This is a genomic window from Mesorhizobium sp. B2-3-2, assembly GCF_006442295.1.
GTDB lineage: Bacteria > Pseudomonadota > Alphaproteobacteria > Rhizobiales > Rhizobiaceae > Mesorhizobium.
This window is the reverse complement of record NZ_VFWA01000002.1, coordinates 450,375-475,920: the sequence shown is the minus strand read 5'-3', so window position 1 is coordinate 475,920 and position 25,546 is coordinate 450,375. Positions and strand designations below refer to the sequence as shown.

Annotated in this window: 26 protein-coding genes, 1 tRNA gene and 1 pseudogene; 11 read left to right on the top strand and 17 right to left on the bottom strand. The window is 60.8% G+C overall.

Going from position 1 to position 25,546, the window contains the following annotated elements; genetic code table 11:
- Positions 1-240: 240 nt before the first annotated feature.
- On the top strand, positions 241-609 hold the full coding sequence (locus FJ964_RS07540) for a response regulator (protein ID WP_140496100.1): 369 nt from the start codon (positions 241-243) through the stop codon (positions 607-609).
- A gap of 86 nt (positions 610-695) precedes the next feature.
- Here the strand turns inward: FJ964_RS07540 and ctrA are convergent, their stop codons facing one another.
- On the bottom strand, positions 696-1,391 hold the full coding sequence (ctrA, locus tag FJ964_RS07535) for a cell cycle two-component system response regulator CtrA (RefSeq protein ID WP_006203583.1): 696 nt from the start codon (positions 1,389-1,391) through the stop codon (positions 696-698).
- A gap of 451 nt (positions 1,392-1,842) precedes the next feature.
- Here ctrA and FJ964_RS07530 point away from each other — a divergent pair, with 451 nt between their 5' ends.
- Positions 1,843-2,220 carry a flagellar export protein FliJ gene (locus FJ964_RS07530; RefSeq protein WP_140496101.1) on the top strand — a complete coding sequence of 126 codons (378 nt, stop codon included), beginning with the start codon at positions 1,843-1,845 and terminating at the stop codon, positions 2,218-2,220.
- A gap of 61 nt (positions 2,221-2,281) precedes the next feature.
- Here FJ964_RS07530 and FJ964_RS07525 read toward each other — a convergent pair whose 3' ends face one another.
- The gene (locus FJ964_RS07525; RefSeq protein WP_140549797.1) at positions 2,282-2,680 is read right to left on the bottom strand and encodes a helix-turn-helix domain-containing protein; all 399 of its coding nucleotides are present in this window, start codon (positions 2,678-2,680) and stop codon (positions 2,282-2,284) included.
- Between the two features lie 89 nt (positions 2,681-2,769).
- On the opposite strand from FJ964_RS07525, the gene FJ964_RS07520 reads away from it, so the two are divergent.
- Positions 2,770-3,696 carry an NADP-dependent oxidoreductase gene (locus tag FJ964_RS07520; protein WP_140549796.1) on the top strand — a complete coding sequence of 309 codons (927 nt, stop codon included), beginning with the start codon at positions 2,770-2,772 and terminating at the stop codon, positions 3,694-3,696.
- A gap of 69 nt (positions 3,697-3,765) precedes the next feature.
- Here the strand turns inward: FJ964_RS07520 and FJ964_RS07515 are convergent, their stop codons facing one another.
- Positions 3,766-4,041 carry a DUF1153 domain-containing protein gene (locus FJ964_RS07515; RefSeq protein WP_006203587.1) on the bottom strand — a complete coding sequence of 92 codons (276 nt, stop codon included), beginning with the start codon at positions 4,039-4,041 and terminating at the stop codon, positions 3,766-3,768.
- A gap of 288 nt (positions 4,042-4,329) precedes the next feature.
- Here FJ964_RS07515 and mnmA point away from each other — a divergent pair, with 288 nt between their 5' ends.
- Positions 4,330-5,520, top strand: a complete 1,191-nt coding sequence (mnmA, locus tag FJ964_RS07510) for a tRNA 2-thiouridine(34) synthase MnmA (RefSeq protein WP_140549795.1) — start codon at positions 4,330-4,332, stop codon at positions 5,518-5,520.
- A gap of 37 nt (positions 5,521-5,557) precedes the next feature.
- Here mnmA and FJ964_RS07505 read toward each other — a convergent pair whose 3' ends face one another.
- Positions 5,558-6,523, bottom strand: a complete 966-nt coding sequence (locus tag FJ964_RS07505) for a Gfo/Idh/MocA family oxidoreductase (protein WP_140549794.1) — start codon at positions 6,521-6,523, stop codon at positions 5,558-5,560.
- A 240-nt stretch (positions 6,524-6,763) separates the two neighbouring features.
- Here FJ964_RS07505 and FJ964_RS07500 point away from each other — a divergent pair.
- Positions 6,764-6,840, top strand: a tRNA-Met gene (locus FJ964_RS07500).
- A gap of 297 nt (positions 6,841-7,137) precedes the next feature.
- On the opposite strand, the pseudogene FJ964_RS31300 reads toward FJ964_RS07500, so the two are convergent.
- Positions 7,138-7,233 (bottom strand): annotated as a pseudogene (locus FJ964_RS31300) (IS6 family transposase); the annotation flags it as partial.
- Between the two features lie 412 nt (positions 7,234-7,645).
- Between FJ964_RS31300 and FJ964_RS07485 the strand changes: the two are divergent.
- The 4 genes from FJ964_RS07485 to FJ964_RS07470 are packed head-to-tail and all read left to right on the top strand — an operon-like array spanning position 7,646 to position 11,108.
- Positions 7,646-8,941: an MFS transporter gene (locus tag FJ964_RS07485; RefSeq protein ID WP_140549793.1), complete on the top strand. Its 1,296-nt coding sequence runs from the start codon at positions 7,646-7,648 to the stop codon at positions 8,939-8,941.
- 34 nt (positions 8,942-8,975) lie between these two features.
- A complete protein-coding gene (locus FJ964_RS07480; RefSeq protein WP_140549792.1) occupies positions 8,976-9,779 on the top strand; it encodes an alpha/beta hydrolase in 804 nt (267 codons plus the stop codon).
- Between the two features lie 20 nt (positions 9,780-9,799).
- Entirely contained in the window at positions 9,800-10,435 is a 636-nt protein-coding gene (locus tag FJ964_RS07475) for a glutathione S-transferase (protein WP_140549791.1), read from the top strand.
- A gap of 46 nt (positions 10,436-10,481) precedes the next feature.
- On the top strand, positions 10,482-11,108 hold the full coding sequence (locus tag FJ964_RS07470) for an EthD family reductase (RefSeq protein WP_140549790.1): 627 nt from the start codon (positions 10,482-10,484) through the stop codon (positions 11,106-11,108).
- A gap of 146 nt (positions 11,109-11,254) precedes the next feature.
- On the opposite strand, the gene FJ964_RS07465 is transcribed toward FJ964_RS07470, so the two are convergent.
- From FJ964_RS07465 to FJ964_RS07410, 12 genes are all read right to left on the bottom strand, one after another.
- On the bottom strand, positions 11,255-12,322 hold the full coding sequence (locus FJ964_RS07465; RefSeq protein WP_140549789.1) for an ABC transporter ATP-binding protein: 1,068 nt from the start codon (positions 12,320-12,322) through the stop codon (positions 11,255-11,257).
- Positions 12,319-13,131 (bottom strand): ABC transporter permease, encoded by an 813-nt coding sequence (locus FJ964_RS07460; RefSeq protein ID WP_140549788.1) that lies wholly within the window; start codon positions 13,129-13,131, stop codon positions 12,319-12,321. The genes FJ964_RS07465 and FJ964_RS07460 overlap by 4 nt, the downstream gene beginning before the upstream one ends.
- Positions 13,124-13,933: an ABC transporter permease gene (locus FJ964_RS07455; protein WP_140549787.1), complete on the bottom strand. Its 810-nt coding sequence runs from the start codon at positions 13,931-13,933 to the stop codon at positions 13,124-13,126. The genes FJ964_RS07460 and FJ964_RS07455 overlap by 8 nt, the downstream gene beginning before the upstream one ends.
- A 48-nt stretch (positions 13,934-13,981) precedes the next feature.
- A complete protein-coding gene (locus FJ964_RS07450) occupies positions 13,982-15,058 on the bottom strand; it encodes an ABC transporter substrate-binding protein (protein WP_140549786.1) in 1,077 nt (358 codons plus the stop codon).
- Between the two features lie 432 nt (positions 15,059-15,490).
- Positions 15,491-15,925 (bottom strand): nuclear transport factor 2 family protein, encoded by a 435-nt coding sequence (locus FJ964_RS07445; protein WP_140518043.1) that lies wholly within the window; start codon positions 15,923-15,925, stop codon positions 15,491-15,493.
- Positions 15,912-16,796: an SDR family NAD(P)-dependent oxidoreductase gene (locus tag FJ964_RS07440; RefSeq protein ID WP_140549785.1), complete on the bottom strand. Its 885-nt coding sequence runs from the start codon at positions 16,794-16,796 to the stop codon at positions 15,912-15,914. Before FJ964_RS07440 ends, FJ964_RS07445 begins: the two co-directional genes overlap by 14 nt.
- Before the next feature lie 63 nt (positions 16,797-16,859).
- Positions 16,860-17,951, bottom strand: coding sequence for a mandelate racemase/muconate lactonizing enzyme family protein (locus FJ964_RS07435; protein ID WP_140549784.1), 1,092 nt, complete (start codon positions 17,949-17,951; stop codon positions 16,860-16,862).
- A gap of 7 nt (positions 17,952-17,958) precedes the next feature.
- Positions 17,959-19,395, bottom strand: a complete 1,437-nt coding sequence (locus tag FJ964_RS07430) for an NAD-dependent succinate-semialdehyde dehydrogenase (RefSeq protein ID WP_140549783.1) — start codon at positions 19,393-19,395, stop codon at positions 17,959-17,961.
- Positions 19,396-19,437: 42 nt separating this feature from the next.
- Positions 19,438-19,980 carry a hydrolase gene (locus tag FJ964_RS07425; RefSeq protein WP_210243362.1) on the bottom strand — a complete coding sequence of 181 codons (543 nt, stop codon included), beginning with the start codon at positions 19,978-19,980 and terminating at the stop codon, positions 19,438-19,440.
- Positions 19,981-19,995: 15 nt separating this feature from the next.
- Entirely contained in the window at positions 19,996-21,768 is a 1,773-nt protein-coding gene (locus FJ964_RS07420) for a GMC family oxidoreductase N-terminal domain-containing protein (protein WP_140549781.1), read from the bottom strand.
- The gene (locus tag FJ964_RS07415; RefSeq protein ID WP_181172391.1) at positions 21,768-22,238 is read right to left on the bottom strand and encodes a nuclear transport factor 2 family protein; all 471 of its coding nucleotides are present in this window, start codon (positions 22,236-22,238) and stop codon (positions 21,768-21,770) included. The genes FJ964_RS07420 and FJ964_RS07415 overlap by 1 nt, the downstream gene beginning before the upstream one ends.
- 10 nt (positions 22,239-22,248) lie before the next feature.
- Complete coding sequence (locus FJ964_RS07410) at positions 22,249-23,502, bottom strand: fumarylacetoacetate hydrolase family protein (protein ID WP_140549779.1); 1,254 nt, start codon at positions 23,500-23,502, stop codon at positions 22,249-22,251.
- On the opposite strand from FJ964_RS07410, the gene FJ964_RS07405 reads away from it, so the two are divergent.
- Both FJ964_RS07405 and FJ964_RS07400 read left to right on the top strand, forming a co-directional pair.
- Positions 23,474-24,562, top strand: a complete 1,089-nt coding sequence (locus FJ964_RS07405) for a mandelate racemase/muconate lactonizing enzyme family protein (protein ID WP_140549778.1) — start codon at positions 23,474-23,476, stop codon at positions 24,560-24,562. The genes FJ964_RS07410 and FJ964_RS07405 overlap by 29 nt on opposite strands.
- Positions 24,547-25,404 carry a helix-turn-helix domain-containing protein gene (locus FJ964_RS07400; protein WP_140549777.1) on the top strand — a complete coding sequence of 286 codons (858 nt, stop codon included), beginning with the start codon at positions 24,547-24,549 and terminating at the stop codon, positions 25,402-25,404. Before FJ964_RS07405 ends, FJ964_RS07400 begins: the two co-directional genes overlap by 16 nt.
- The last annotated feature ends 142 nt before the right edge of the window (positions 25,405-25,546 follow it).

Sequence of the window (25,546 nt, the reverse complement as noted above, 5' to 3'; positions counted from 1 at the left end):
ATTCGCACAAACCAGCAGCAAAGTATTTCAGCGCTGTAATATTGGTTGAATGGACCTGCGGGTGAAAGATGAACTTCGCCTGACAGCGCGAGCCAAAGCATCTGTAAGAAAAAGCTTGCAAACCGGCATCTTTGCAAAAATTTTACCTAATGGCTTTTCGGCTTCTTTACCAGATCGGCCTATGCTGTGCCGCAGATACCCGACGCGACCGGATTGCCACAAGGCAAAGAGGACCCGGAAATGAAGCGCTGCATGTTCGTCGACGATTCTAGCGTCATCAGGAAAGTTGCGAAGCGCATCCTGGGCGGTTCCGACATGATGGTCATCGAAGCCGCCAGCGGGCTTGACGCGCTGGAGATGTGCGCCGCCGATATGCCTGATATCATCGTCGTCGACGGTGCACTGCCGGATGTACAGGCGGTCGACCTGATCCGGCGCGTGCGCGCCATGGAAAGCCCGACCAAGCCGCAGATCCTGATCTCGCTGGTCGAACTGGACATCGCCTCGATCATGCGAGCCAAGCGCGCCGGCGCCCAAGGGTATCTGTTGAAGCCGTTCAACCGCCCGCAGCTACTCGAGCGCTTTCGCACCCTGAAGATCGCTGCCTGATCCATCGGATCACGGTTACCACTGGTCTGTGACGCAAAAACCCGGCTGTCGCCGGGTTTTTGTCTGGAATCTCGATCGGCCGTCGCTCAGGCGCTGACGCGGATGTCTTCCGGTTCGCGCAGCACATAGCCGCGGCCCCAGACCGTCTCGATATAATTCTGGCCGCCCGACGCAGCATCGAGCTTCTTGCGCAGCTTGCAGATGAAGACGTCGATGATCTTCAGTTCCGGCTCGTCCATGCCGCCATAGAGGTGGTTAAGGAACATTTCCTTGGTGAGCGTGGTGCCCTTGCGCAGCGAGAGCAGCTCCAGCATCTGGTATTCCTTGCCGGTAAGGTGCACGCGCTGGCCGCCGACTTCGACGGTCTTGGCATCGAGATTGACCACCAGGTCGCCGGTGGTGATGACCGATTGGGCATGTCCCTTCGAACGGCGCACGATGGCATGGATGCGCGCCACCAGCTCGTCCTTGTGGAACGGCTTGGTCATGTAATCGTCTGCGCCGAAGCCGAGGCCGCGCACCTTGTCCTCGATGCCGGCCATGCCGGAAAGGATGAGGATCGGCGTCTTGACCTTGGAAAGACGAAGCGTTCTCAAGACCTCGTAGCCGGACATATCGGGCAGGTTGAGGTCGAGAAGGATGATGTCGTAGTCGTAGAGCTTGCCCAGATCGACACCCTCTTCGCCGAGGTCGGTCGTATAGACATTGAAGCTTTCCGATTTCAGCATCAGCTCGATGCTTTGTGCGGTTGCACTGTCATCTTCTATCAGCAGAACACGCATTTCATTCCCCTTTTCTGCTGCCGGACCATCTTGCGACCCGTCCGGGACCGGAGCAGTGATTGCCTGGTGCAGAGGCTGCCATGGAATGGTTAACAAAACCTAATTCCGCGTCGATGACGGTACCAGATTTTTTAACCACTTTCTACACCCTCTTGAATTTAATAATGAATCACAGGACCAAACCGCTAATGCAACACATTAAAAACCTGGACTAAGTGACTCCAGGGACTCATCGACATCGCTTCCATGTCGCCCGCCGGATTTTTACCCGGCCTTAAGTCCTGACCCGTATGATTAACAATGCCCGTAAACGAATGGTTACCGCCGGCAAAAAACTTTAGGGTTTTGTTTCCCATAGGGCGGGGAAAGCCGGTGGACACGGGCAGCGCTTGGGCCTTTCCAAGTGGTTTGGACGATATGTGCAGGTGTGCGTTTCCGGGAGTACCGAATCATGAAGTCACGTGAAAACCTCGTTCGGCTGAAACAGTTTCAGGTGAATGAGAAGCGGCGGCAACTGCTGCAGCTCGACATGATGATCGCCGAATTCGAACGCATGGCCGCCGAGCTGGAGCTTCAGATCAGCGCCGAGGAAAAGAAGGCCGGTATCACCGACATCAATCATTTCGCCTATCCGACCTTCGCCAAGGCGGCCCGTTTGCGCCGCGACAACCTCAGAAATTCGCAAGGCGACCTCGCCCAGCAGCGAAGCGCCGCCGAATCATTACTCGGCGAAGCTGAAGCGGAGCTTTCCAAGGCGGAGATGCTCGAATCGCGCGACACCAAGATTCGCGAGGCCGAAACAGGCGGTCGCAGCGCGATGATCGGCTGAATCGCCCGATATACGCGTCTTTGAGCACGTCCAAGCGGGCGCGCAACGCATTGAACGAGCGCTAAGCGGCCCACTCCCCTTCATTCACGGCCGCAGCCCGCGCCCGGGCCTCCTTGATGTCGGGAACGTGTTGTTCCGACCAGGATCTGATCTGGTTGAGCAATCCCGCCAGACTCTGGCCAAGTTCGGTCAACTCATATTCCACCCGAGGCGGGACGACCGCAAACACCTCGCGCCGCACTAGGCCGTCGCGCTCGAGCACGCGCAACGTCTGCGTCAGCATCTTCGGCGTGACGCCTTCGAGCTTGCGGGCAAGCTCGCCATTACGCTGCCGGCCTTTGCGCAGCGCACAGACAACCAAGTAGACCCACTTGCTGGCCAGCGTCTCCAGCACCGTGTGCGAAGGACAGGTCCGCCGGAACGCATCATAGCCGAAGGGGGAGTCGAGATCGCTATCCATACGGAGAGTATATATCAAAAAGGTACATACTAGACAAGAGACTATTACTCTCCAAATGATAGTGGGGCCGGTCAATCAGGAGAAATCTTATGCGTGCCATTATCCAGAATTCCGTCGGCGGACCCGATGTCCTCGTCATCGCCGAGCGCCCGGCGCCCTCGCCCAACGCCGGCGAAGTGCTGGTCCGCATCAAGGCGGCCGGCATCAATCCGGTCGATGGCGCTGTGCGCGCCGGCTATTACCCGCTGCTCGGCGAACCACCCTTCATCCTCGGCTGGGACCTTTCGGGAACCGTCGAGGCGCTGGGGCCTGGTGTCAGCGGCCTCAATCCAGGTGACGCGGTGTTCGGCATGCCGCGTTTCCCAAAGCAGGCGGCAGCTTATGCTGAACTGGCCGCCGTGCCCGCCGATGAAATCGCGCGCAAGCCCGCGCACGCCGATTACATCCAGGCAGGCGCATTGCCGCTGGCCGGCCTCACCGCCTGGCAAGGCCTCGTGCGTCACGGCGCGCTGAAAGCCGGCCAACGCGTGCTGGTCCATGCCGGGGCCGGCGGCGTCGGCCATCTGGCGGTGCAGGTCGCCAAGGCGGGCGGCGCCTGGGTTGCCGCCACCGCCAGCACGGAAAAGTTGGATTTCGTCCGCAAGCTCGGCGCCGACGAAGTCATCGACTACACCAAGGATGATTTTACCGACAAGGCGAAGGACATCGACCTGGTGCTCGAGACGGTGGGCGGCGAGCACGCCCATCAATCGTTGAAGGTGCTCAGGGACGGCGGCGTGCTGGTGTCACTGCTCGACGTCAGCGACAAGACCAGGGCGGACGCCAAGGCTCGAAGCATCCGCGTCGAACGCATGTCCGTTGTTCCCGACCGCGAAGGCCTTCTGGAACTTGGCAGGCTCGTCGATGCGGGAAAGCTTACCGTGCACGTGGCAAAGACCTTCCCGCTCGAACAGGCCGGCGCCGCTCACGCTTTCCTCGCCAGCAAGCCGGTCGGCAAGGTGGTGCTGACGGTCTGAAACGGATGCAGATGCTGTTAAAAAACCAAAAGGGCGCGAACTTCGCGCCTTTTTGCAGATCCTCGACCGTCAGTGCCGGTATTGCTGGATGCGCGTCGTGCGCAGCCCGGCGAGGCCGTATTCGTCGATCGAGGCCTGCCAGGACAGGAACTCCTCGGTGGTCAGCTTGTAGCGCTGGCATGCCTCCTCGAGGCTCAAAAGCCCGCCGCGCACCGCCGCAACCACTTCCGCCTTGCGCCGGATAACCCAGCGACGTGTATTCGTCGGCGGCAGATCGGCAATTGTGAGAGGGCTGCCGTCCGGCCCGATAACATATTTGACTCGCGGTCTAACCAGATCGGTCATCGTACTCTCTACAAAAAACTCAAAGACCCAATCCCCGCCACGTTACCGCCACAGCTTTAAAAATTGCCTAAGCAGACCCTAACAGCTAGGTAATGATCATGAACGCCGCGTTAGCCTTTTCGCAAGCATTTGAAATATCTGCCGGGAAGCCCCGGATTCGGTCGAAAAATCTGCATGTGCACCGGGCCGGCAGCCGCCCGCCGATCGGTGCCCCAAGCTGGCGCAGCCGCCAAGCTTGACCTATATTCGCGTCATTGGCATGCAAGCGCCGCGCAGAACGAAAGAACCATGAACAGCCTCGATCTCCCCGGACGTCCCGAAAACACCCGTATCGTCGTCGCCATGTCGGGCGGCGTCGATTCGTCCGTCGTCGCGGGTCTCTTGAAGCGCGAAGGCTATGATGTCGTCGGCGTCACCTTGCAGCTTTACGATCATGGCGCCGCGACGCACCGGGCCGGCTCCTGCTGTGCCGGACAGGATATCGACGACGCCCGCCGCGTTTCCGAGACGCTCGGCATTCCGCATTATGTGCTCGACTACGAAGAGCGCTTCCGCAAGGCGGTCATCGATCCTTTCGCCGAGAGCTATGTCGCCGGCGAAACGCCGATCCCTTGCGTTTCCTGCAACCAGACGGTGAAGTTCGCCGACCTGCTGGCGACCGCCAAGGATCTCGGCGCCGATGCGCTGGCCACAGGCCACTACATCCGCTCCGGCGCCAATGGCGCCCATCGCGCGCTCTACAGGCCGGTTGACGCCGATCGCGACCAGAGCTATTTCCTCTTCGCCACCACGCAGGCGCAGATCGACTATCTACGCTTTCCGCTCGGCGGCCTGTCGAAGCCGCAGGTTCGCGCCATTGCCGAGGAGATGGGCCTGACGGTAGCCGCCAAGCAGGACAGCCAGGACATCTGCTTCGTGCCCCAGGGCAAATATTCCGACATCATTGCCAAGCTGAAGCCGACGGCCGCGAATCCGGGTGACATCGTTCATATCGACGGCCGGGTGCTCGGCCGCCACGAAGGCATTCTGCGCTACACGATCGGCCAGCGCCGCGGCATCGGCGTGGCCTCCGGCGAGCCGCTCTATGTCGTCCATCTCGACGCCGAGCGCGCCCGTGTCGTGGTCGGGCCGCGCGAGGCGCTGGAGACGCACAAGATCTACCTGCGCAACATGAACTGGCTTGGTGACGGCGCGCTGGCCGACATGCCCGCCGGCGGGCTGGAACTGTTCGCCAAGGTCCGCTCGACAAGGCCGCCACGCCCGGCGATGCTGCGTCACGAGGCGGGCGTCACATCGGTCGAATTGGCCGATGGCGAGTCCGGTATCGCGCCTGGACAGGCTTGCGTGCTCTATTCCGACGACGGCAACGAGGCCCGCGTGTTCGGCGGCGGCTTCATCGAACGCTCCGAGCGCGGCGCCGAGGCCGAGGCGATGTTGAGCCGGCTTGCCGCGTCACCGGCGCAGGTTCCCGCCGAGTAGGCAACGATCTCTCCGCCGCGACGCGGCCCGGCCTTCTTCAGGGATTGGATTTGGTGTGCGTGACCGTACCTGCGGTCAGGATGCGCAGCACCCGGATTGCCTCCTCGCCGCTGGTGCGCGGTTCGGCCCGCGTTTCGATGCAATGGATGAAGTGCTCGAGTTCGCGAGTCAGCGGCATGCCTTGGCCAACCGCGACATAGGAGGGCTCATTGGTGGTGAATGCCCATTGGCCGCTATCCTGCCAGACCGCGTGGCGATAGACGGCGAGCTTACGCTCCCATGGTTCGACATCGTCGAAGACAGCCATCGCCTTGGTGCCGACCACGGTCAGCCGCCGCTCCCGGTAAGGGTTTAGCCGCGAGGCAAAGAGATGGCTGCGCAAGCCGTTGGGAAAGCGCATGTGCAGATGGGCGAAGTCGCTGAGATTGTCGAGCAGCGCCGCTCCTTCGCCGCGCACCTCGATCGGCTCGGTGCCGGTGATGGCCAGGATCATCGACAGGTCATGCGGCGCCAGATCCCATAGAGCATCGTTCTCGGTGTGGAATTTGCCGAGGCCGAGCCGGTGCGAATGGATGTAGCGGACCTCGCCGAGCTCGCCCTTGTCGATCAGCCCCTTCAGCGTCTCGAACGCGGGATGGAAGCGCAAGACGTGGCCGACCATGAAGACGCGGCCCTTGTCCTTCGCCGCCTGCACCGAGCGCTCGGCATCGGCAACCGTCAACGCGATCGGCTTCTCCACCAGCACGTCCTTGCCGCTTTCGGTGGCGCGCACCGCCATCTCGGCATGAAATTGCGGCGGCAGCGCCATGACGATGGCGTCGATGTCATCGCGGACGAACAACTGGTCCGGTTCGATCGCGAGGCAGTCCTGTTCGCTGGCAAAGCCTTCGGCACGGGCACGGTTGGCATCGGAGACCGCGTGCAGCGCGCCGAGCGCCTTGAGGGTGCGGATGTGGTTGGAGCCCCAGTATCCGCAACCGAGGACTGCAATGCGCGGCTTCATCTGTTCTCAAACTCTAAAAACTCGTGGCCGAGACATAGCGACGTGCCTCTTCGAACTCAACCCCGGCGGCTGCAACCAATTATCGGCGCGGCAAAGCTTTTCAGCCGAGAGAATAAGCGCTCTGGCCGAGCGGTTCGAAGCTTGACAGGCTCACCCTCCCAACCTTATATCCGCGCGACCTTGGCGAACGCCTCGAAATGCCTTGCGATTTAAGGCGGATTTCGGGCCTTTCGCCGCCCTGGCGGGGTAGCTCAGTTGGTTAGAGCACGGGAATCATAATCCTGGGGTCGGGGGTTCAAGTCCCTCTCCCGCTACCACCTTTCCCCACACTCCTTTGACGCCGTTGGGAAAAGCGGCCTCACCGAGGAGTTTGGTGAGGCGTCCTGCGATTTCCACCTGAATTCCACCGAGCCTCGACGAATCTCGAGAAACGGTAACGGTGTCGACCAAGTTTCGCATCGCCTCTGCAGCTTCGGAATCATGATCTGCGGCGGGAAACGATGGCGCTTGTAGCTGATGTTCGCGGTGTTCATGCCATCGATCTAAGCCGCAAATCCCTGAACCCGAGTTAAGTTGATAACGCGGTTGAAACGCTCCAACAATAGCTGTGCGTAACGGATGGTCCAGCGGTGAATGGTCGTGTGATCGACGACAATACCCCGCTCGGCCGTCATCTCTTCCAGACCACGCAGGCTGAGACTGTAGGCCAGGTATCAGCGCACGCAAAGCAGGATCACCGATTGGTCAAACTGCCGGCCCTTGAACATTCAATCCCCCGAAAATGTCAGAGGCTCTCCTTGCCACAGTGCCGGTATTCAAAACGTTGCAACAGAACCAGATTTCGAACTGTTCGGCGATTGAGGGATGTGGATCAAAGCAAACCGCGCTTGCCGTTTGTGGCGACAGGGATCGCTTGTGCTCGCGCCCTTTCATCCATTGAAATTACCGGCAAGATTTATTGTCCGCTCAAGATAGCCGTGCAAGCATTCGCCCTGGCACTTCAAACAAGCTGGCCGTGCTTCAGGGCAGAAGCCCAACGCTGCGATCTTGGCGGTGGCATGGCTTGACTCCGCGAAGATCACGTAGCCGGCGGGATGAACGGTGCGACACCGGGAGGAAGGCATGGAACAGGAACAAGCCACGATGGCGCGTGTGACGTGGCGCCTGGTTCCGCTGCTGATCACAGCGTATCTCATCGCATATCTCGATCGCGTCAATGTCAGTTTCGCCGCGATAAGAATGAACGCTGACCTCGGCCTCTCGGCAGCCGCCTATGGTTTCGGCGCCGGGATATTCTTCATCACCTACACCCTGTTCGAGGTGCCTTCCAACATCATACTGGAAAAGGTGGGCGCGAGGCGCTGGATCGCGCGGATCATGCTGACCTGGGGCCTGGTCTCGGGCGCCATGGCATTCGTGACCGGCGAGACCAGTTTCTACATCTTGCGGGCTTTGCTCGGCATTGCCGAAGCCGGCTTTTTCCCGGGGGTCGTCTTCTATCTGTCTCTCTGGTTCCCTGCCGGGTATCGTGGGCGCATCTCCAGCTATTTCATGGTGGCCATTCCGCTCTCGACAGTGATTGGAGCTCCTCTCTCTGGGATAATTCTTGGAATGGACGGCATGCTCGGATTTACCGGCTGGCAATGGCTGTTCGTCATCGAAGCGGTGCCCGCGATCGTGCTGTCGGTGATTGTCTTCTGGTATCTGACCGACAGGCCCGCGGAAGCGGGATGGCTTGAGCCGGACCAGCGCAACTGGCTGCAGGCGCGCATGGACGCCGAGAACAAGGAGGACGCCGGCGGCCACCACAGCATCGCCGCGACTCTCAAAAGCCCCAGGGTCCTGGCCCTCGGTCTCGTGTGCTTCGGAGCAGTCATCACGAATTACGGCGTCAGCTTTTTTCTGCCGCAGATCATATCCGGCTTCGGCCTGTCCGCCCTTGCGACCGGCTTCGTCGCAGCCCTGCCCTATGTCGTGGGCGCCGTTGGCATGATCTGGTGGGGACGGCGTTCGGATACTCGTGGCGAGCGTAAGATACACACTGCGATCGCCATCGCGGTGGCCGTCATCAGCCTGATCGTTTCCACTATGCTGTCGGACCCCGTTCTAAAGATCATCGCCATATCGATCGCCGGCTTCGGCATGTTTGCCTATCTCGGCCCGTTCTGGGCCATACCGAACACCTTCCTGCGCGGACCGGCCCTGGCCGCGGGCATAGCGGCCATCAATTCCATCGCAAACGTGGCCGGGTTCACCGGGCCTTACATCGTCGGCTACGTCAAGACGCTGACCGGGAGTTTCGAAGGCGGGCTGCTGGCTTTGGCCGGGCTCGGCTGCGTCGCGATCGTCATCCTGCTCTGCCTTCCGATCGAGCGTACCGCGCCGCTCGCACGGACAAAGCCGCATCCCGCGGAATAGTGATTATGGGGCTTCACAGCCTGGGAGGACGGAAATGGACTATATCGAGGTCAACGGCACATCGCTGCGCTACGACCTGCATGGCGCGAGCGGCCCCATCCTGGTGATGATCCATGAGATGGGAGGCATGATCGAAAACTGGGATCTGGTCGCGCCACGGTTTGCGCAGAGGTTCAGGGTTCTCCGCTACGATACGCGTGGCTGCGGCCTGTCGGCGAAGGTAGGCGGCGAACTGTCGGTCGAATTGCTGAGCGACGATCTCCTGGCGCTCCTCGATGCGCTCGGCTTGAGGGAGCCGGTGGCGCTCGCGGCATGCGCCCTGGGCGCGGCGACGGCCTTCGCGTTCGCCGCGCGTTTTCCGGAACGGACGTCGGCAGTCGTCGTGATGAGTCCGGCGATCGACATGAAGCCGGAAGATCGGCCCAGCCGGCGTGCCATGCTCCAGAACGTATTGCGTGACGGGATGCAATCTATCGTCGACGGTGCGATGGCAAGCGGATACCCGCCAGTGTTGCGCGAGCGCGATCCCGAACGATTCCGCGCCTTCCGGGCGCGCTGGCTCGGCAACGACCCTCACAGCTTCGTCGCTCACTACGAATTGTTGATCGACATGGACATCGCCCACTACGTCGAGGCCGTGCGATGCCCGGCACTTGGTATCGGCGGCACGCTAGATGTGTTCCGCTCCCCCGAATATGTGCGCAACGTCATGCGTTCCATCCCGGACGTCGAGTTCGTCACCATCGAGACGAGCCATCACCAGACGGTCGAGACACCTGAGGAAATCGCCGAAGCGATCGACGGCTTCTTAAAGCGTCGCGTGTTGAGCCAAGCCTAGCCCGATCAAGGATGCGACCGATGAAACTCTATTATTCCCACCGCTCTCCATATGTACGTCTTGTCATGGTTGCGATCCATTGGGCGGGTCTGGCTCAGCGCATCGAATTGATGAACACGGTCGTCGACATCTACCGACCGTTGCCGGATCTGATGCGGGACAACCCACTGGCCAAGATTCCGACACTGGTTCTCGACGATGCCAGCGCGATCTATGATTCACGTGTCATCTGCGAATATCTGGACGGCTGCCATCAAGGGCCGCGTCTCTTTCCCGAGCGAGGAAAGGCGCGCGTGGAGGCGTTGCGCCGCTTGGCGCTGGGCCACGGCACGATCGACCTGCTTCTGGCCTGGTTCACGGAGCGGAACCGGCCGGGCGCCTTGAAGTCACCTGAATTCGTCGCCGCGCTGGAGACCAAACATCAAAACGTCCTGGACCGGATGAACGAAGAGGTGCCCGACCTGATCGCGACGCCGTTCTCGATCGGCCACGCAGCCATCGGCACGGCCCTGTCCTACTCGGATTTTCGTTTTGGCACGCTCGACTGGCGCACGGGGCGTCAGGCGCTGGCCGAATGGCACGATGACTTCCTGAAAATACCGGCGGTGGCGGCGGACCCGTTCTTCGACGATCTGGCGGCGGCGGCTGCCAGGTAACTGAAATTTACCGCAAGCCGTTGAGAAATCTTCCGAAAGCCTGGAAATGATTATATCCACCAGCTTAATCCGCCGCCGGGAGGACATTTCGCCCGCCGCGTTTAAAAGCCATTGGCTCGATCCTCATGGACCATTGACGGCGAAATTGCCCGGCGCGCGCAAATACGACCAGAACCATGTAGTTGCCGACGCGCCCGGAACGAATGAAGCGGCGCGCCGGCTCCGCGTCGATGGATTTCCCGTGCTTGCCTTCGACAGCCCGGAAAGCCGTCGCTTGTCGCATGGCTCGCCCGAAATGGCGGCTTGCAACAAGGATTCCCTTTTTTTCATCGGTGCCGTCGCGCGGGTGATCAGCGACGATGGTGGGGCGCAGGCGCCGGCCGGAACCGAAACCGCGATCAAGCAGCTTCTTCTGGTCCCGGGGGACAGGGGAGTCTTCGCCCTGCCGGACGTCATCGCCGAGCTCGATGGCGTCCTCGGCTCGATCTCGCATACTATCCTCGAGCAGGGAGCCGCCCCCAGCAGTGCCGTCCCATTCATCGGTTTCGGGGTGAGCGCCCTGGCGGAGCTATGGGTTCGCGACGATAGGTCAGTCGTCGCGAATGCGGCCCGGCTCGAACGGGAAGCTCCCGAAGTCGCGACCTTCGCCGTTCAGGTGCACAGGTTCTTCTGAATACAGTACCGGTTTCGTGGGGCGGAAACATCAGGGCGGGTAGCAGCCGCGCTCGTCGCGAACTGTCCATAGTTAGTCTTACCTTGCCGAAAAATTGTGCGACGGGCATTGCTCCTCGCACAATACGTGCCGGAGATCCCGGTCGATCACTCCAGCACCATCACGTCGCTTGGCTTGACGCTGAGCGTGATGGACCGGCCACGCTCCATCGCTCGGAAAGCCCTGGTCGTCAGTCGCCGCACATTAACCGTCTCGCCATCGCCCAGGCGAACCTGGATATCGACGACACCACCCGTAAGGGTAACATCTTCCACCGCGCCGGTAACGGTATTCGGCCCCTGTTCGCCATCCGTTGCGACGGCGAAGGATTCCGGGCGGATCATGATCTTGGCCGTGGGCGCGGACAAGGACGTCGCAACGCCCGCTATCTGGAAGCCGCTCCGGGTAGACAGCTTCGCCTCTGTTCCACTGGAGACGACAGACACGTCGAGAATGTTGGATTCTCCGAGGAAATCGGCGGCGAAGACGGTCCGCGGCCTGAAATACAGATCATCAGGGGTCCCGATCTGCTCCACCTCGCCCCCGTTCATCAGACAGATGCGGTCGGACAGGACCAACGCCTCGCTCTGGTCATGCGTGACATAGAGCAGAGTGACGCCCAGTGTCCGGTGGATGCGTTTGATTTCGAGCTGCAACTGATCGCGAAGCTTCTTGTCGAGCGCGCCGAGCGGCTCGTCCATCAGGATCAGATCCGGATTGTAGACGAGGCACCTGGCAATGGCGATGCGCTGCTGCTGACCGCCGGACAGTTCCTTCGGCTTGCGCGCCCCGTAGCCGCCCAACCCAATCACATCGAGAACTTCGTCCACCTTTTTCCTTATTTCCGTCTCGGAGCATCTCCTCACCCGGAGAGGAAAGGCGATATTCTCGAACACGGTCATATGCGGCATCAGCGCATAGTTCTGGAACACCATGCCAAGTTCGCGCTGGTTGGGCCGCAATCCGGTGACGTTGCGCCCTCCTATCCAGATCGTCCCCGCTGAAGCGGCGATCGATCCCGATATCAGGTTGAGGATTGTGGTCTTGCCGGAACCGCTCGGTCCGAGCAGCGTCAGGAATTCACCCTTGGCAATCTCCAGGGACGTGGGAGACAGCGCCCGCACGGCGCCATAGTCTTTCCCGACGGCGTCCAGCCGGACCATCGCTTCCGTCATCGGTCATTCCTTTGCAGCAAGGACATCGCGACGCACGCGCCGAACGACAGGACAGTCAGCAGACTCGAAATCGCTGCGAGAACCGGAGAAATCTCCCAATGGATGCTGCTGTACATCTTCACCGGCAGCGTTTCCGATTGAACGCTCGAGATGAAGTAGGAAATAACGACCTCATCGAACGACAGAAGGAAGGCGAACAGGCCTGCCACGACAAGCGAGGGCATGACCAGCGGCAGCACGACTTTCCAGATGATGCGCAGTCTGCCCGCTCCCATCGTTTGCGCGGCCAGTTCAAGGTTGCGGTCCACGTAGCGAAGGCCGGTGAAGGCGGTGACTATGACGAAGGGAACCGTAACCACGGTATGGGCCGCGACAAGTCCGAAAGTGGTGCCGACCAAGCCGAGCTGTGACAGGTAGAGATACATCGCGAGCGCAACGGCGATGTGCGGCATGAACATCGGGCTGAGCAGCAGGATCGTCAGCGGCCCCTTGCCTGTGAAATCGGCCCTGGTGATCCCGTACGCGGCGGAAAATCCCAATCCTAGCGACGCGGCCATGGTCGCCAGGCCGACCTTCACGCTTTGCGCGGTGACAGCCATCCAGGTCGATTCCTGGAAATACTGCCGGTAGAGTTCGAGCGAATACGAACGGGGCGGGAATACGAGTTCGCCTCCTGTGCCGAACGACATCGGAATGACGATCAGGCTCGGCAGGACGAGAAACACGTAGCCGAAAATGGCCGCCGCGATTCCAATACGTGGAAGGAGGCGTTCCGCGAGTGATGCGGCGCCGGGAAGTCGATCAGCCATGAGTTCCCAGCCCCCCGCCTCTGATACGCGAAATGAGAGCGCTCAATGCCGCCGTCATGACGATCAGCATCACGGTAAGGGCGGCAGCCAGGCCCCAGTCCAGCGTCTGCCGGATATGCATCTCCACCAGATTGGCCAGCATCATGTCTTTCGGCCCGCCAAGCAGCGCCGGCGTCACGAACATCCCCAGCGACAGGACGATACAGATGAGACAGCCGGCGCCGACGCCCGGCAGGCTGAGCGGCAGCGTGATGCTGCGAAATATCTTCAGCCGGCCCGCTCCCATCACTTCGGCCGCTCTTCGTAAGTCCGGATTCTGGGCCATCAGGCTGGTCAGTATGGCGAAGATCATGAAGGGCAGCAGGTAGTGCGCCATACCTATGATGACCCCCGGTCGGTTGAAGAGCAGCTTCAATCCAGTCTCGGGGCCGAACAGGGCGCGGGCAATGGTATTGATGACGCCGTCCTGCCCTAGCAGCACGGTGAAGGCGAAGCTCTTGACGAGGATGCTGGTCCAGAACGGCAGCAGAACCAACGTCATCAGCATTGTACGTCGCCGCGGCGGCTGCTTGTAGAGATGATAGGCCACCGGGTAGGCGATCAGAAGCGTCACGATCGTCGACAGGCCGCTGATCTCAAGGGTCGAACGCAGAACTCGCACGTAGAGCAGCGATGTGAACAGTTCCTGGTAGTTCGACCCGGTCACGACCGGATCGAACAGACTGGCCAGAACGACCATCCCGAGCGGCAGCAGGAAGAAAACGACAAAGAATGCCGCGATGGGAAGGACAAATATGATCATTCGGCCGCACTCACGCGAACGCCGTCACCGACCGGGTGGATGTGAACGTCACGTCAAGCGCCACTCGAGAAAGCGACGGCTCGTCTCGACGTAATTCTGGGCCCACCAGTCAACATCCACGAACATGACTTCTGGATCGTCGAATTTCGGCTGATTGGCTTGAACCTCCGCCTTCATGAGCGGAACCGCGCCCGGATTTATAGGAGTGGAACCGGTCTGATTGCAGAATTCGGCTTGCAGGTCGGGCCGCAGGAAATGCCCCATAAGCTGCATGGCGATGTCGCGCTTCTTTGTCCCCTTGGGGATTACGTGCGTTCCCGGCGTCAGGAAGTTCGGCCCGTAGGCAAAATCGACCGAAGACCCCTGCTTCTGCGCGGCCTCGATGCGTGAACTGTAGGTGAATACGAAATCCACCTCGTTGTTCTGCAGGAGTGACACGGTCTGGGGCGTTTCCGCGATCCAGTGCGCAACGCTCTGCTTGATCTTGTCGAGCGACGCGAACGCGCGATCGACATCGATGGGATAGACATCACGCGGAGCGACGCCATCCGCTATCAAGGCCATCTCCAAATTGTCTTCGGGCCGCGAGCGCAGTCCCCGCCTGCCGGGAAAACGTTCAATGTCCCAGAATTCCGCCCAACCGGTCGGATGCCTGCCGGCGGGGAATTTCTCGGGATTGAAGCCTATGCCGCCCCGGGAAAAATAATAGGTGTTGAAGAATTTGGACTGGCCCCGCTCAAGCGGCCCGTTCTTGTGGACAACCGCATAATCGATCTCCTCCAGCAGCCCGTCATTGCCGGCTGCCGACGCCTGCGGCCCGATAAGATTGACTAGGTCCCATTCGATATTTCCGGTCTGCACCTGCGCCTTCAACTTGGCCAGGTCTGCGCCGGGATTGGAGATGATTTCGATGCCGGTTTCCTTGGTGAACGATTCGATGAATACCTTGTTGATTACGTCCTGTGTCGAACCGCCATATCCGATATAGACAAGAGATTCAGCGGCCCGAGAGCGGGTCGTCAGTAGACTTGGCGCGGCCAAACCGATGCCCACCGCTGCCGAGTTTCTCAAAAACTGTCGGCGCGTCACGGTTTTGTGGATCGAATTCTTGGATATTATCGACATTCCACCCCTCCCGATGGTGAAAGTGCGCCAAGGCGCTCTTCAGTCTGATGTGAAAATCATATCAAGCAGCGGCCTTTGCCCGCGCGCTTGAATTCGCCGAATTCCGGACAATGAAATTGGCCTGCATTCAACCAGATTTGGAAATAGCCCACCGGCACCGGCGCGGCGTTCCTTGTCCCGGTTCTGAAAAGACCGCGCCGCTCACTTTGCTCGGATATGAATTCGGCCATCGCCTGGGGCCGGCCAGATGTCTAGGACCGAGTGAGGGAGTTTCGGATCTGGCGCGATTTGCACGGCGCCGATGCGCTCCAGCGCATCTTCGGGCACAAACGTGCTCGCCATTGCTCTATGCCTAGGACGGAAGGCGCAAGACAGGCACGGCTCAAATGGCTTCGCGACTTCTGTGCGTCCGGGCGACCGACCCAATTGAGGTCAGCGCTTGTTCAGCAGCCCCATGTCGCCTGCAATGTCGTGGATGAGGAATTTCCTGCTGAACAGCCATTGGCCGCCGACTTCCTTGAAACTGTCTTTGTAGGTGCCGCCCATCACCGGGATCAGTCCGGCTTCCGATTCCCTGACGATGAGATAATCGGAAACGGCGGATGCCTCCTTGCCCGCCACCTCGATCGCGGTGTTGCAGATGTAGTGCTTGCGCTGGGGGCCGTTTCCCTTCGTTGGAACGACCGTCGCCAGGAAGGCTTCGATCTCGCCTCGCCCCGTCGCGGCGCCATAATCGGTTTCCCATAAGCCATCCTCGGCGAACAGGGAGGCGACTCCAGCGAAATTGCAGGCATCGAGGTTATGGCAGTATTTCGCCATCGCTTCGCGGATGGCATCCTTTGCCAACAGGACGTCAAGTGTGCTCATTTTCAACTCCGGGATCGACCGTGCCACAAGAGGACGCGTCGCTGCTGTTGTCACTGAAATCTTCCGTCAGGGGGTTGGCCTTCGCCAGTTGCGATCGCAGGAGCGACAGCTTCTCGTCGATCCGCTCGATGGCATCCGCGCCGAGGATAAGGTGCAAGGGCGGATCCGCCTCGCTCGCCAGGTTCCATACGGCCGCTGCCACGGCGCGTACGTCGCTGCCCCTGCGGGCGGCATTGCGCCCAAGTTCGTCCGTGCGTGCGCCGGCGGTCGCCTGATAGGCCTCCATCCGGACATCCGCCTGCCAGATCGAAGGACCGTTGAAACCGGTGCGCATTCCGCCCGGCGCGACCATAGACACCCTGATGCCCATGCTGGCGACCTCCTTGCGGAGTGCTTCCGTTAAGCCTTCCAGCGCAAACTTGGTGGCGCAATACGCGCCAGTTCCGGGATTTGAGACAAATCCGGCCACAGAGCCAATGTTGATGATGAACCCACTGCCGCGCTCGCGCATCGAAGGCAGCACTTCGCGTATCAGCGTAGCGACTCCGAAGAAATTGACGTCGAACAGGGCGCGCAGGCTCGTGTCGGACGTCTCCTCGATCGCGCCGTGAATTCCCTGCCCCGCATTGTTCACCAATATGTCGATGCGGCCCGCCCATTGTTCCACCTTGCGAACGGCTGCACGAATGCTTTCGGAGTTGCTGACATCAAGCGCCACAGGCAATGCCGTGTCTGGAAATTCAGCAAATACCGGGTCTGCCGGGGACATTTTGCGTCCCGTTAGCGCCACCCGGTCTCCACGAGCGAGCGCGGCACGGGCGATAGCTGAGCCAAGCCCCTTGCTGGCCCCCGTTACGAGCCAAATACGCATGTTTCCTCCGCATACTCGAACCCGAGGGGAAAGAACAAGCTCACGCACATATCCGTCGCGACCTTACAAACGATATCGTTTGACAGCGGTGACATCGATGTCCAGACCGAGCCCGGGCGCTTCTCCCAGGTGCAGATATCCATCTCGCGGCCAGGGGACTTCCCGGAACATGGCGATGGACCATGGCATGTATTCCACCGTCCGGCCGTTTGGAATCGCAGCGACGAGATGAAGTTGCACCTCGGGCGCGAGGTGGCTCACGACCGGCTTGCCGTGAACCTGCGCCAGTTCCGCGATGGCGAGCCACGGCGTTATTCCCCCTGCGCGAAACGGATCGATCATCACGTAATCCGGCGGCGCGGTATTCAGAAGTTGGTCGAAGCCGTTGAGCCGATAGATGAATTCGCCGGTCGCGACCGGGACGGGCTGCCCGCCGTTCACCGCCACCTGCCCGCGCAGGTCGTCATGGGCAATCGGATCCTCGAGCCAGCAAAGGTTGAATTCAGCCATCGCATGGCCCATTTCGATCGCCTGCTGGATAGTCCAGCGCTGGTTGACGTCGCACATCAGTTCGACATCCTCGCCGAGCGCCTCTCGAACCCGACGAATTCGATCCACCTCCCTGTCCCGATCGTAAGCGCCAGGCAGGGCAAGCTGCATCTTGACCTGCCGGTGGCCGTCGTCGGTTAGGCGACGGCATGCCCGCAGGACTATGTCGAGATCGAAATCTCGCATCATGGCTCCGCTGGCATAGGCCGGCACCGGTGTGCCCTTCGCCCCAAGCAATCGCCATAGCGGCTGTCCCGCCACCTTGCCCTTGATATCCCACAAAGCGATATCGAGCGCCGCCTGAGCAAGCGTGAAAATACCCGCTGGGCCAGAGCCACCCGCCAGTGCGCTGATCTTTTCGAATAGTGGCGCAGGATCAAGCGGGTCATGCCCGAGGCACATTTCCGCCATGTCCTCCACGGCCACTTTCAATGCGCGAGAAAGGCCCGCGCCAAGGAAGGTGAAACCGATACCCTCCACGCCTTCGTCGGTACGCAGCAGAAGCAATACCGTGGGCCTGCTCGCGTTCGGCCTGGATGGTCCGCCCGCGAGAGGCTCATTGACCGGCAGGCCGAGCAGCAGAACCTCGAAGCCTGTGATCACCATCGGGTGGTCAGTCCGCCAAGGAGTGGGTAACGAATTTGGAAACCAGATACGGCTCCATCGCTTCCGAGCCGCCCTCGGAGCCGTAGCCGCTGTCCTTCACGCCGCCGAACGGCGTCTCCGGAAGACCGAGGCCATGATGGTTGATCGAAACCATCCCGCTCTCCATCGCATCGCTCACCATGGCTGCCGTGCGTGCGGAACGCGTGTAGGCATAGGCGGCCAGTCCATAGGGAAGCCTGTTCGCCTCTTCGACCATGCTGTCGAAATCGGCGAAGCGCTGCAGCGTCATGATCGGACCAAAGGGCTCCTCGTTCATGATCCTTGCCGGCTGCGGAACGTCCTCCAGGATCGTCGGCTCGAAGAAATTTCCCTGGTTGCCGATTCGGCGGCCGCCTGTGGCGACGGAAGCATTACGGTCCGTGGCGTCCTGCACGAAAGCCTCCATCGCCTGCACGCGCCGGGGATTGGCCAAAGGCCCCATGTCCGTGCCGGGGTCGGAGCCATTGCCGGTCTTCAGCCGGGCCGCGCGCTCGACGAGCTTGGACTTGAACTCACCGTATACCTTGTCCTGGATCAGGATGCGCGCGGGCGAGGTGCAGACCTGGCCGGCATTCCGGAACTTGAACGCCGTGAGCAGGTCGGCGGCACGCTCGAGATTGGCGTCCTCGAACACGAGCGTGGGCGAATGTCCGCCCAGTTCCATCGTGGCGCGTTTCATGTGCGCACCGGCCATGGCGGCGAGTTGCTTGCCGACGACGGTCGATCCCGTGAAGGAAATCTTACGGATGGCTGGATGGGGGATGAGAAACGACGATATTTCGCTCGGCACGCCATAGACCAGATTGAGGACGCCGGCGGGAATACCCGCGTCATGCAGGGCGCCGACGATCCGGGCAAGCGCTTCGGGGGCTTCTTCCGGTCCCTTCAGGATCACGGAACAGCCGCTGGCAAGCGCTGCGCCGATCTTGCGGGCAGCCTGCGCGAGAGGAAAGTTCCACGGGCTGAACGATGCCACCGGACCGACCGGCTCGCGCGTGACGGAGAGCCTTACATCCGGAGCCCGAGACGGAATGATCCTGCCATAGACCCTGCGCCCCTCCTCTGCGAACCATTCGAAGATGTCGGCGGAAGATTCCACCTCCTGCCTTGCCTGTGCGAGGGGCTTGCCCTGCTCTCGGGTCAGAAGAGGCGCTATGACGGCGCTTCGCTCACGGATCAGCGCCGATGCCTTTCGAAGAAGGGCGCTGCGTTCGACGGCCGATTTCGCCCGCCACAGCCGGAAGCCTTTGTCAGCGGCGCTGCAAGCTTCTTCGAGATCCTTGGAGGTCGCCACGGCCACCGCTCCCGCCGTGGCGCCGGTTGCCGGATCCCAGAAATCGGTAGTCTCGCGCGTCGCGCCGTCGCGCCACATGCCATCGATATAAAGTTGAACCGTTTCACCCATAATCTGTCAGTCCTTGGTTTGCGGCGCAGCGCTTCCCCAGCACTACTGGATCAGTTTGCTGAGGAGCTTGAATTGCGGCGCGGCGGCCGTCTTCATCATCTCGAACACGACCATTTCGGCCGTGACAATCGCTATACCCGCAGCATTCATCCTGTCGCGGGCGATCTCCTTGCTGGAATCGGCCCGCGAGCCGGTGGCGTCCACCGCAACGAACACCTCGAAGCCTCGACGTTTGAGTTCCAGCGCGGTCTGGAGAACGCAGATGTGAGCTTCCAGGCCGCACAGGATCGCCTGCTTCCGCCCCAAACCCTCGATATGCGCCATGAGGCCCGGGTCGCGGGCACAGGAGAATTCCACCTTGGCAAAGATGGCATCGTGACCGACAAGCTCCGCGAGAGCCGGAACCGTCTTTCCAAGCCCTCTGGGATACTGCTCCGAAACGACCGCGGGAACCTCCATTTCGCTTGCCGCCTTCAAGAGCACGGCGCAGTTGCGTTCCACCGCGACATTGTTTGCGACCGCCGGAAGCAGCCGCTCCTGGACGTCGATGACCAGCAGGAATGCGGTCGTGGCTTCCACAAGCATCATCGTTTTCCCATATCACGCGGCCGAAGCTTCGCTAGGAACCGTATTGGACGCGCGTTCCTTCTTGATCAGATCCGCCATGCGTTCGGCGACCATGATCGTCGGTATATTCGTGTTGGCGCGGGGGATGGACGGCATCACAGATGCATCGCATACGCGGAGCCTTCCAACGCCGTAGACACGGCCACTGTTGTCCGTCACCGCCAGCGGATCGTCCTGCCTGCCCATCCGGCAGGTGCCCACCGGATGCCAGACCCCCGTCACGCACTCGGTCAGATAGTTGTCGAGGACCGTGTCGTCGGAAAGGATTTCCGCAAGCGTCGCCCCCTCGGTCACGAATTTCCTGACAAGCCACGGCCGCATGGCCGGAAGGGCGTCAAGCATCGAGGCAAAGATCTGCATCACCGCCTGGTTGCGCATACCCGGCACGGAGAAATGCCGGACCCGGTCGGAATAATTGGCGGGGAAGGCTATGCTGGAAATGCCCGAGACGGTTTCGGATTGTGCCAGCGCCGCCACGAAGCGGAATGCCTCTCTCAACCTTTGCATGTCGCGATCGTCAGAAAGCATCCTGAAATCAACGATCGGCTCAGCCTCGACGCTGCCGCTGGCCAATCGCACGCTTCCCTGGGAATAGGATTTGTTGACCCACACATAGAGCGTGCCGATCCGATATCCCATCGCGTGCCAGCCGGAGCGGGCAATTATGGCGAGGCTCATATCGCCGTCGGGACAATCCTCCAGCCCGGACGAATATCTGAGATGGGCTTGGGTATGATGGCGAAAGGGATTGTGCATGCGGGCGGAGCGGTCGAGCAGACACGACACCGAGATGACCGGGTGCTCAATCAGGTTGCGCCCGACGCCACGACGATCGGCGATGCCCTTCAAGCCCAGCGCGGCAACTTCGCTCGCCGGCCCGATGCCGCTACGCAAAAGCATTGCGGGGCTGTGTATGGTTCCGCAACTCAACACGGTTTCGCGCGCGGCAACGGTGTGATGCCGGCCTTGGCCGTCCCGCAGGACGGCGCCCGTGGCTTCCTTGCCGTCGAACATGATCCGTTCGACCATCGTCTCCGTCAGCACCGACAAATTGGATCGCGCACGCACGCTCGGCGTCAGATACGCATAGGCGCAGGAAACGCGCTGCCCGTTTTCATCGACTGAAGTCGCCACCGGCATGTAGCCGTCGCGCCAGGCGCCGTTCTGGTCATCGACCAGCCCGTAGCCTTGCCGGCCGAGTTCGCCCGTCACAGCCCGGACGAAGCCTGTCCAGTCATCCGTGGGAAAGCGGCTGATCGCCACCGGGCCATCGGCACCGTGCAGGTCGTCGTGGAAATTCAGGTCGCGTTCGAGCTTGCGGAAATAGGGCAGAACGGACTCCCAATCCCATCCGCCCGCCCCGAGGCGCTCCCATTCATCATAGTCGGATGGCGCGCCCCTGTTGGCGCAGAGACCATTGATCGTCGAGCCGCCACCCAAAAGCCGCGACTGCTCGTAGCGGGCGATGCGCCCGGCTTCGGGATCGTTTCGCCGGCCGCCGCCCAGGCGCGCCTTCAATCCGGGCCATGTGTAGTCCGGATTGAAATATGCTTTGCCCGGATAGTTGGAAAGCACGTCGTCGGACGCGGTCTCACGGGTCACGTTCTTGCCGGCCTCCACCAGCACGACCGAGACGTTCGGATCCTCGGAGAGCCGGGAAGCCAAGGTACAACCGGCAGAACCGCCACCGATGATCAGGTAGTCGCAAGTTTCGCCGGGCGCGGCGGGATGGCTGCGAGGGGACATCAGCGCTTCTCCTGCCCGGCACCCAAGGCAAGTGGAGACGACGCGCCCTCGCGCACGAAAATCCAGGTTATAATGCGCTCCTTGAAACGCCAGCGCCCGTCGTCCCCGCATTCGTAAATGTCGTCGTAGTCGGCCACGACCATCGGGTCGGCGGGATGCGGCGGCAGGCCGTCTTTGGCAAAGAGTGTCAGGACGCATGATCCACCCACGCGGCCATCATCGAGAGGCGTCAAGCGCAGATTGCTAAAGATGTGTCTCGCCGTGCGCGGCCCATTGTCCTTGCGGAGACTGTAGCTGTTGCGGATTGCCTCTCTGCCGACGCTGCGGCCTCCCGTCGAACGGCCATAGACGCCATCGACGGTAAACAGGTCCGCGACCCTTTCGGACTGATCGTGGTCGATCAGGTAGGCGAACTCCGAGTTCAGGGCTTCGATTTCGAGCCGCAGCAAGAGCAGGTTGCGAAAGTCCATGGCAGTCATTCTAGCCGATCGCTATTACGGTGTTAGAGAGAGTCCCGATTTTTTCGATGGAGACGGAAACCGGCCCCCCCAGTGTGCGCAGATCGACATTCTGCACAGCCCTACCGGTTCCGTTCGCGCGCTGGAGCGCGGTTCCCATTGAGACGATGTCACCCGGCACCATCGTCATGTAGCCGGAGATGAACTCCAGGACTTCGGGGATTTTGTGGGTAAGGTTGCGGGTGCTGTCTTCCGTGACGAGCTCGCCCTTATGGTCGCATCTAACCGAAAGCGCGTGCGGATCAGGCACCTGGGTTCGCAAGACGATCCAAGGCCCCATGGGGGAGAACGTGTCGCTGCATTTGTAGCGTCCCGAATAGGATACGAAGGTGTCGACATATTCGATCACCGTATCGTCGTCCTTGCGCGGATGGATCGCACGATAGTGAAACGTATCCTCGGCCCGCATGGTGGGAGATGTGATGTCGTTGTGGATTGTATAGCCGAAGACGTAATCCATTGCCTCGGCGGCGCGAATGTCCTTTGCCGTCTTGCCGATAACCAGCGCCAGTTCCGGCTCGGGGTGGACACGTCCGTAATGCTCCTTGACCAGAATCGATTCGCCGTGCCCTACCAAAGCGTTCGCGCCTTTCACGAAGATCGCCGGATGGTTCGGCCCCGAGAGGATCCGATCCGAATTGGCGCTGTTGTTGAGCGCGAGGCAACAGATTTTTGACGGCCTGCGGACTGGCGGGTGCCACTGAATGGCCTCCGGAGCTATCGCCGGTATCGCATCGGGATTGGCCGAGAAGGCGTCGTGGACCTGTGCCAGGTCTTGCAGAGCAGCCGGGCCTGCCTCGATCAACGACACCATGTCGCCGCTCCAGGCCGGCGAAGCGCCCGTGAAAGCCTTCAGGGCGTCCGCGAGACTTGCAATCCGACCGTCAGGGCCCTCGGTAACCAGGATATCGGCTCCCGCTGCTTTCACACTTGCGATTTTCAAATCCCGCACCTTTCTCGTTATTGACGGCGCGGCACGAATATTGGCCGCGTTGAATCTGCCTGATGCCGCCAATGATTTGCCAGGCAAACGCCCGCTTGGAGCTTGTTGATGCCCGAATTCAGCAAAGAGACCCTCCAGACGCAAACGACTTGCGCTCCAATTTCGACCACTGAAACTCAAATCGGCAATCCGATCCGCCGCGCACGCCCGTGATAGAAGGAAGCGGAACCATGAGGAGGACGACTTGAAGATCGAAACCGTCGACAGTTTCATGCTTTCCCTGCCGTATCGGACGAGCGGAGGTTTTCATTATATTGCCGGCCGGCCGTCGAATGCGCTTGCGATGCTGCTGGTCCGAATCAGGACCACGGATGGGTTGACGGGATGGGGCGAAGCCTTTGGCCACGCCGGCGCGGTCGCGACAAAATCCATGATCGACAGTTTGGTGGCGCCGCTGCTGGTGGGCGAAGACGCGCGCGACATCGGCACACTGATGGAGAGCGTCCGCCGCAAGATCCATTTGTTTGGGCTCAGCGGACCGGCAGTCTACGCGATTTCCGGCATCGACATCGCCCTGTGGGACCTCCGCGGTAAACGAGAGGGCAAATCAGTGTCCGACCTTCTCGGGAAGAGGCGGCATGAATTGCCGGTCTATGCAAGTTTCCTGCGGTGTTCGTCGGACGAGGCCTTGGAGAAAACCTGTTCCAGCGCGCTGGGCGAAGGCTATGGAACCGTCAAGCTGCATGAGATCACCCTTGAACGGATACGGCTGGCGCGGCGCAGCCTCGGCGAACCGACCGCGTTGGCGGTCGATACGAACTGCCCGTGGAGCGTCGAACAGTCGAAGGAAGTGCTTGCGGCGGTCCGCGACCTGAACCTGCGATGGATAGAGGAACCCGTATGGCCGCCGGACGACTATGCCGGGCTTGCGCGCCTGCGCGGGGCCGGGACGCCGATTTCCGCCGGAGAGAACACGGCATCCGTCGACGATTTTGAACGGCTCCTCGCCGCCAAGGCGGTGGATGTCCTGCAACCCAGCGTCTGCAAGGTTGGCGGCATCACCGAAATGCTCAAAATACTGACGATGGCGGATAAGTATGGCGTCGAAGCGATCCCCCATTGCGGATATATGGGTTCCGGTTATCTCGCCAACCTGCACATCGTCGCATCGCTACAGCCGGAAATTCCGGTGGAACGCCTCTATATCGAGCTGGAAGAATCTCCCTTCCCCACGATGCCCGTGGCCGCTAACGGACATACGGTTGTTCCCGCCGGCCCAGGACTGGGTTGTGACCCGGATATGAGGATTGTTGAAAAATGGCAGGCCACATAAGCTGTTTTCCCATGCCGCTGGTAACCCCTCAGCCACAGGAAACCGACGAAGAGTCTCCCAGCTCTTCGAAGCGGCGCAGCTACGCGGATGTGAGCCTGGTGCAGCGAACGCTTGCGGTGCTGGAATGCGCCAACCGGCTTGAATTGATCACGGTGCAACGGATCAGCGACGAATGCGCGATCCCGCCCAGCAGCGTCGTACGCATCCTCGAAACGCTTTGCGCGGAAGGTTATTTTGAACATGTTTCGCGGCGGGGCGGATATTCGCTCACCTCCAAGGTCAAGGCGCTCAGCGCGGGCTATCACAGCAAATCACTGATCGTCGAGATCGTGAAGCCTGCCGTGGACGCCCTGACTAAGGAATATCTCTGGCCCTTTGCCGCGGCGACGCTCGAGCACAATGCGATGGTTGTCCAATACTCCTCGATTCCGCTTAGTCCGCTGGCACATGTGCGAAGCACGCTGCACAAGCGCGCCTCCCTGATCAGTCGGGCTCACGGGCTCGCTTACATGGCATTCTGCAGCAGCCGCGAAAGAACCCTGCTCCTGAGGCTCGCACTGGAGCGCGACTTCGAAGAAGACAAGATCGTCAGCACCAACTATCAGTGGCGCAAAGCGCTGCGAATGACGCGCAAGGCAGGATATGCAAGTCGACTTTCGAGGGCCGATCCTTTCACGAATTCATTGGCGGTGCCAATCGTGGTCGAGCCCGGGCACGTCGTTGCCACTATCGGTGTAACCTACTTTCGAAGGGTCGTTAAACGTTCGCAGATCACGGTCATGGCCGATGCGCTTCGTGCGGAAGCTTCATCCGCCGCCGACGCGATAAGGCGCAGAATGTAGCCTTTCCGAAGACCGATCGAACGCATCGCGTGTCTTACCTGCACGCTGGGGCTGAACCGCCGAATGCTCAACGCGGCCGGTGCTCCGGTGGATGACCGGAGCACCGGATGCTCCAGTTTCATTCGCTGAAAGTGACGATGGT

Coding starts and splice junctions, on each gene's coding strand:
- FJ964_RS07540 (WP_140496100.1), top strand. CDS start 241: ATGAAGCGCTGCATGTTCGTCGACGATTCTAGCGTCATCAGGAAAGTT.
- ctrA (WP_006203583.1), bottom strand. CDS start 1,391: ATGCGTGTTCTGCTGATAGAAGATGACAGTGCAACCGCACAAAGCATC.
- FJ964_RS07530 (WP_140496101.1), top strand. CDS start 1,843: ATGAAGTCACGTGAAAACCTCGTTCGGCTGAAACAGTTTCAGGTGAAT.
- FJ964_RS07525 (WP_140549797.1), bottom strand. CDS start 2,680: ATGGATAGCGATCTCGACTCCCCCTTCGGCTATGATGCGTTCCGGCGG.
- FJ964_RS07520 (WP_140549796.1), top strand. CDS start 2,770: ATGCGTGCCATTATCCAGAATTCCGTCGGCGGACCCGATGTCCTCGTC.
- FJ964_RS07515 (WP_006203587.1), bottom strand. CDS start 4,041: ATGACCGATCTGGTTAGACCGCGAGTCAAATATGTTATCGGGCCGGAC.
- mnmA (WP_140549795.1), top strand. CDS start 4,330: ATGAACAGCCTCGATCTCCCCGGACGTCCCGAAAACACCCGTATCGTC.
- FJ964_RS07505 (WP_140549794.1), bottom strand. CDS start 6,523: ATGAAGCCGCGCATTGCAGTCCTCGGTTGCGGATACTGGGGCTCCAAC.
- FJ964_RS07485 (WP_140549793.1), top strand. CDS start 7,646: ATGGAACAGGAACAAGCCACGATGGCGCGTGTGACGTGGCGCCTGGTT.
- FJ964_RS07480 (WP_140549792.1), top strand. CDS start 8,976: ATGGACTATATCGAGGTCAACGGCACATCGCTGCGCTACGACCTGCAT.
- FJ964_RS07475 (WP_140549791.1), top strand. CDS start 9,800: ATGAAACTCTATTATTCCCACCGCTCTCCATATGTACGTCTTGTCATG.
- FJ964_RS07470 (WP_140549790.1), top strand. CDS start 10,482: ATGATTATATCCACCAGCTTAATCCGCCGCCGGGAGGACATTTCGCCC.
- FJ964_RS07465 (WP_140549789.1), bottom strand. CDS start 12,322: ATGACGGAAGCGATGGTCCGGCTGGACGCCGTCGGGAAAGACTATGGC.
- FJ964_RS07460 (WP_140549788.1), bottom strand. CDS start 13,131: ATGGCTGATCGACTTCCCGGCGCCGCATCACTCGCGGAACGCCTCCTT.
- FJ964_RS07455 (WP_140549787.1), bottom strand. CDS start 13,933: ATGATCATATTTGTCCTTCCCATCGCGGCATTCTTTGTCGTTTTCTTC.
- FJ964_RS07450 (WP_140549786.1), bottom strand. CDS start 15,058: ATGTCGATAATATCCAAGAATTCGATCCACAAAACCGTGACGCGCCGA.
- FJ964_RS07445 (WP_140518043.1), bottom strand. CDS start 15,925: ATGAGCACACTTGACGTCCTGTTGGCAAAGGATGCCATCCGCGAAGCG.
- FJ964_RS07440 (WP_140549785.1), bottom strand. CDS start 16,796: ATGCGTATTTGGCTCGTAACGGGGGCCAGCAAGGGGCTTGGCTCAGCT.
- FJ964_RS07435 (WP_140549784.1), bottom strand. CDS start 17,951: ATGGTGATCACAGGCTTCGAGGTTCTGCTGCTCGGCCTGCCGGTCAAT.
- FJ964_RS07430 (WP_140549783.1), bottom strand. CDS start 19,395: ATGGGTGAAACGGTTCAACTTTATATCGATGGCATGTGGCGCGACGGC.
- FJ964_RS07425 (WP_210243362.1), bottom strand. CDS start 19,980: ATGCTTGTGGAAGCCACGACCGCATTCCTGCTGGTCATCGACGTCCAG.
- FJ964_RS07420 (WP_140549781.1), bottom strand. CDS start 21,768: ATGTCCCCTCGCAGCCATCCCGCCGCGCCCGGCGAAACTTGCGACTAC.
- FJ964_RS07415 (WP_181172391.1), bottom strand. CDS start 22,238: ATGGACTTTCGCAACCTGCTCTTGCTGCGGCTCGAAATCGAAGCCCTG.
- FJ964_RS07410 (WP_140549779.1), bottom strand. CDS start 23,502: ATGAAACTGTCGACGGTTTCGATCTTCAAGTCGTCCTCCTCATGGTTC.
- FJ964_RS07400 (WP_140549777.1), top strand. CDS start 24,547: ATGGCAGGCCACATAAGCTGTTTTCCCATGCCGCTGGTAACCCCTCAG.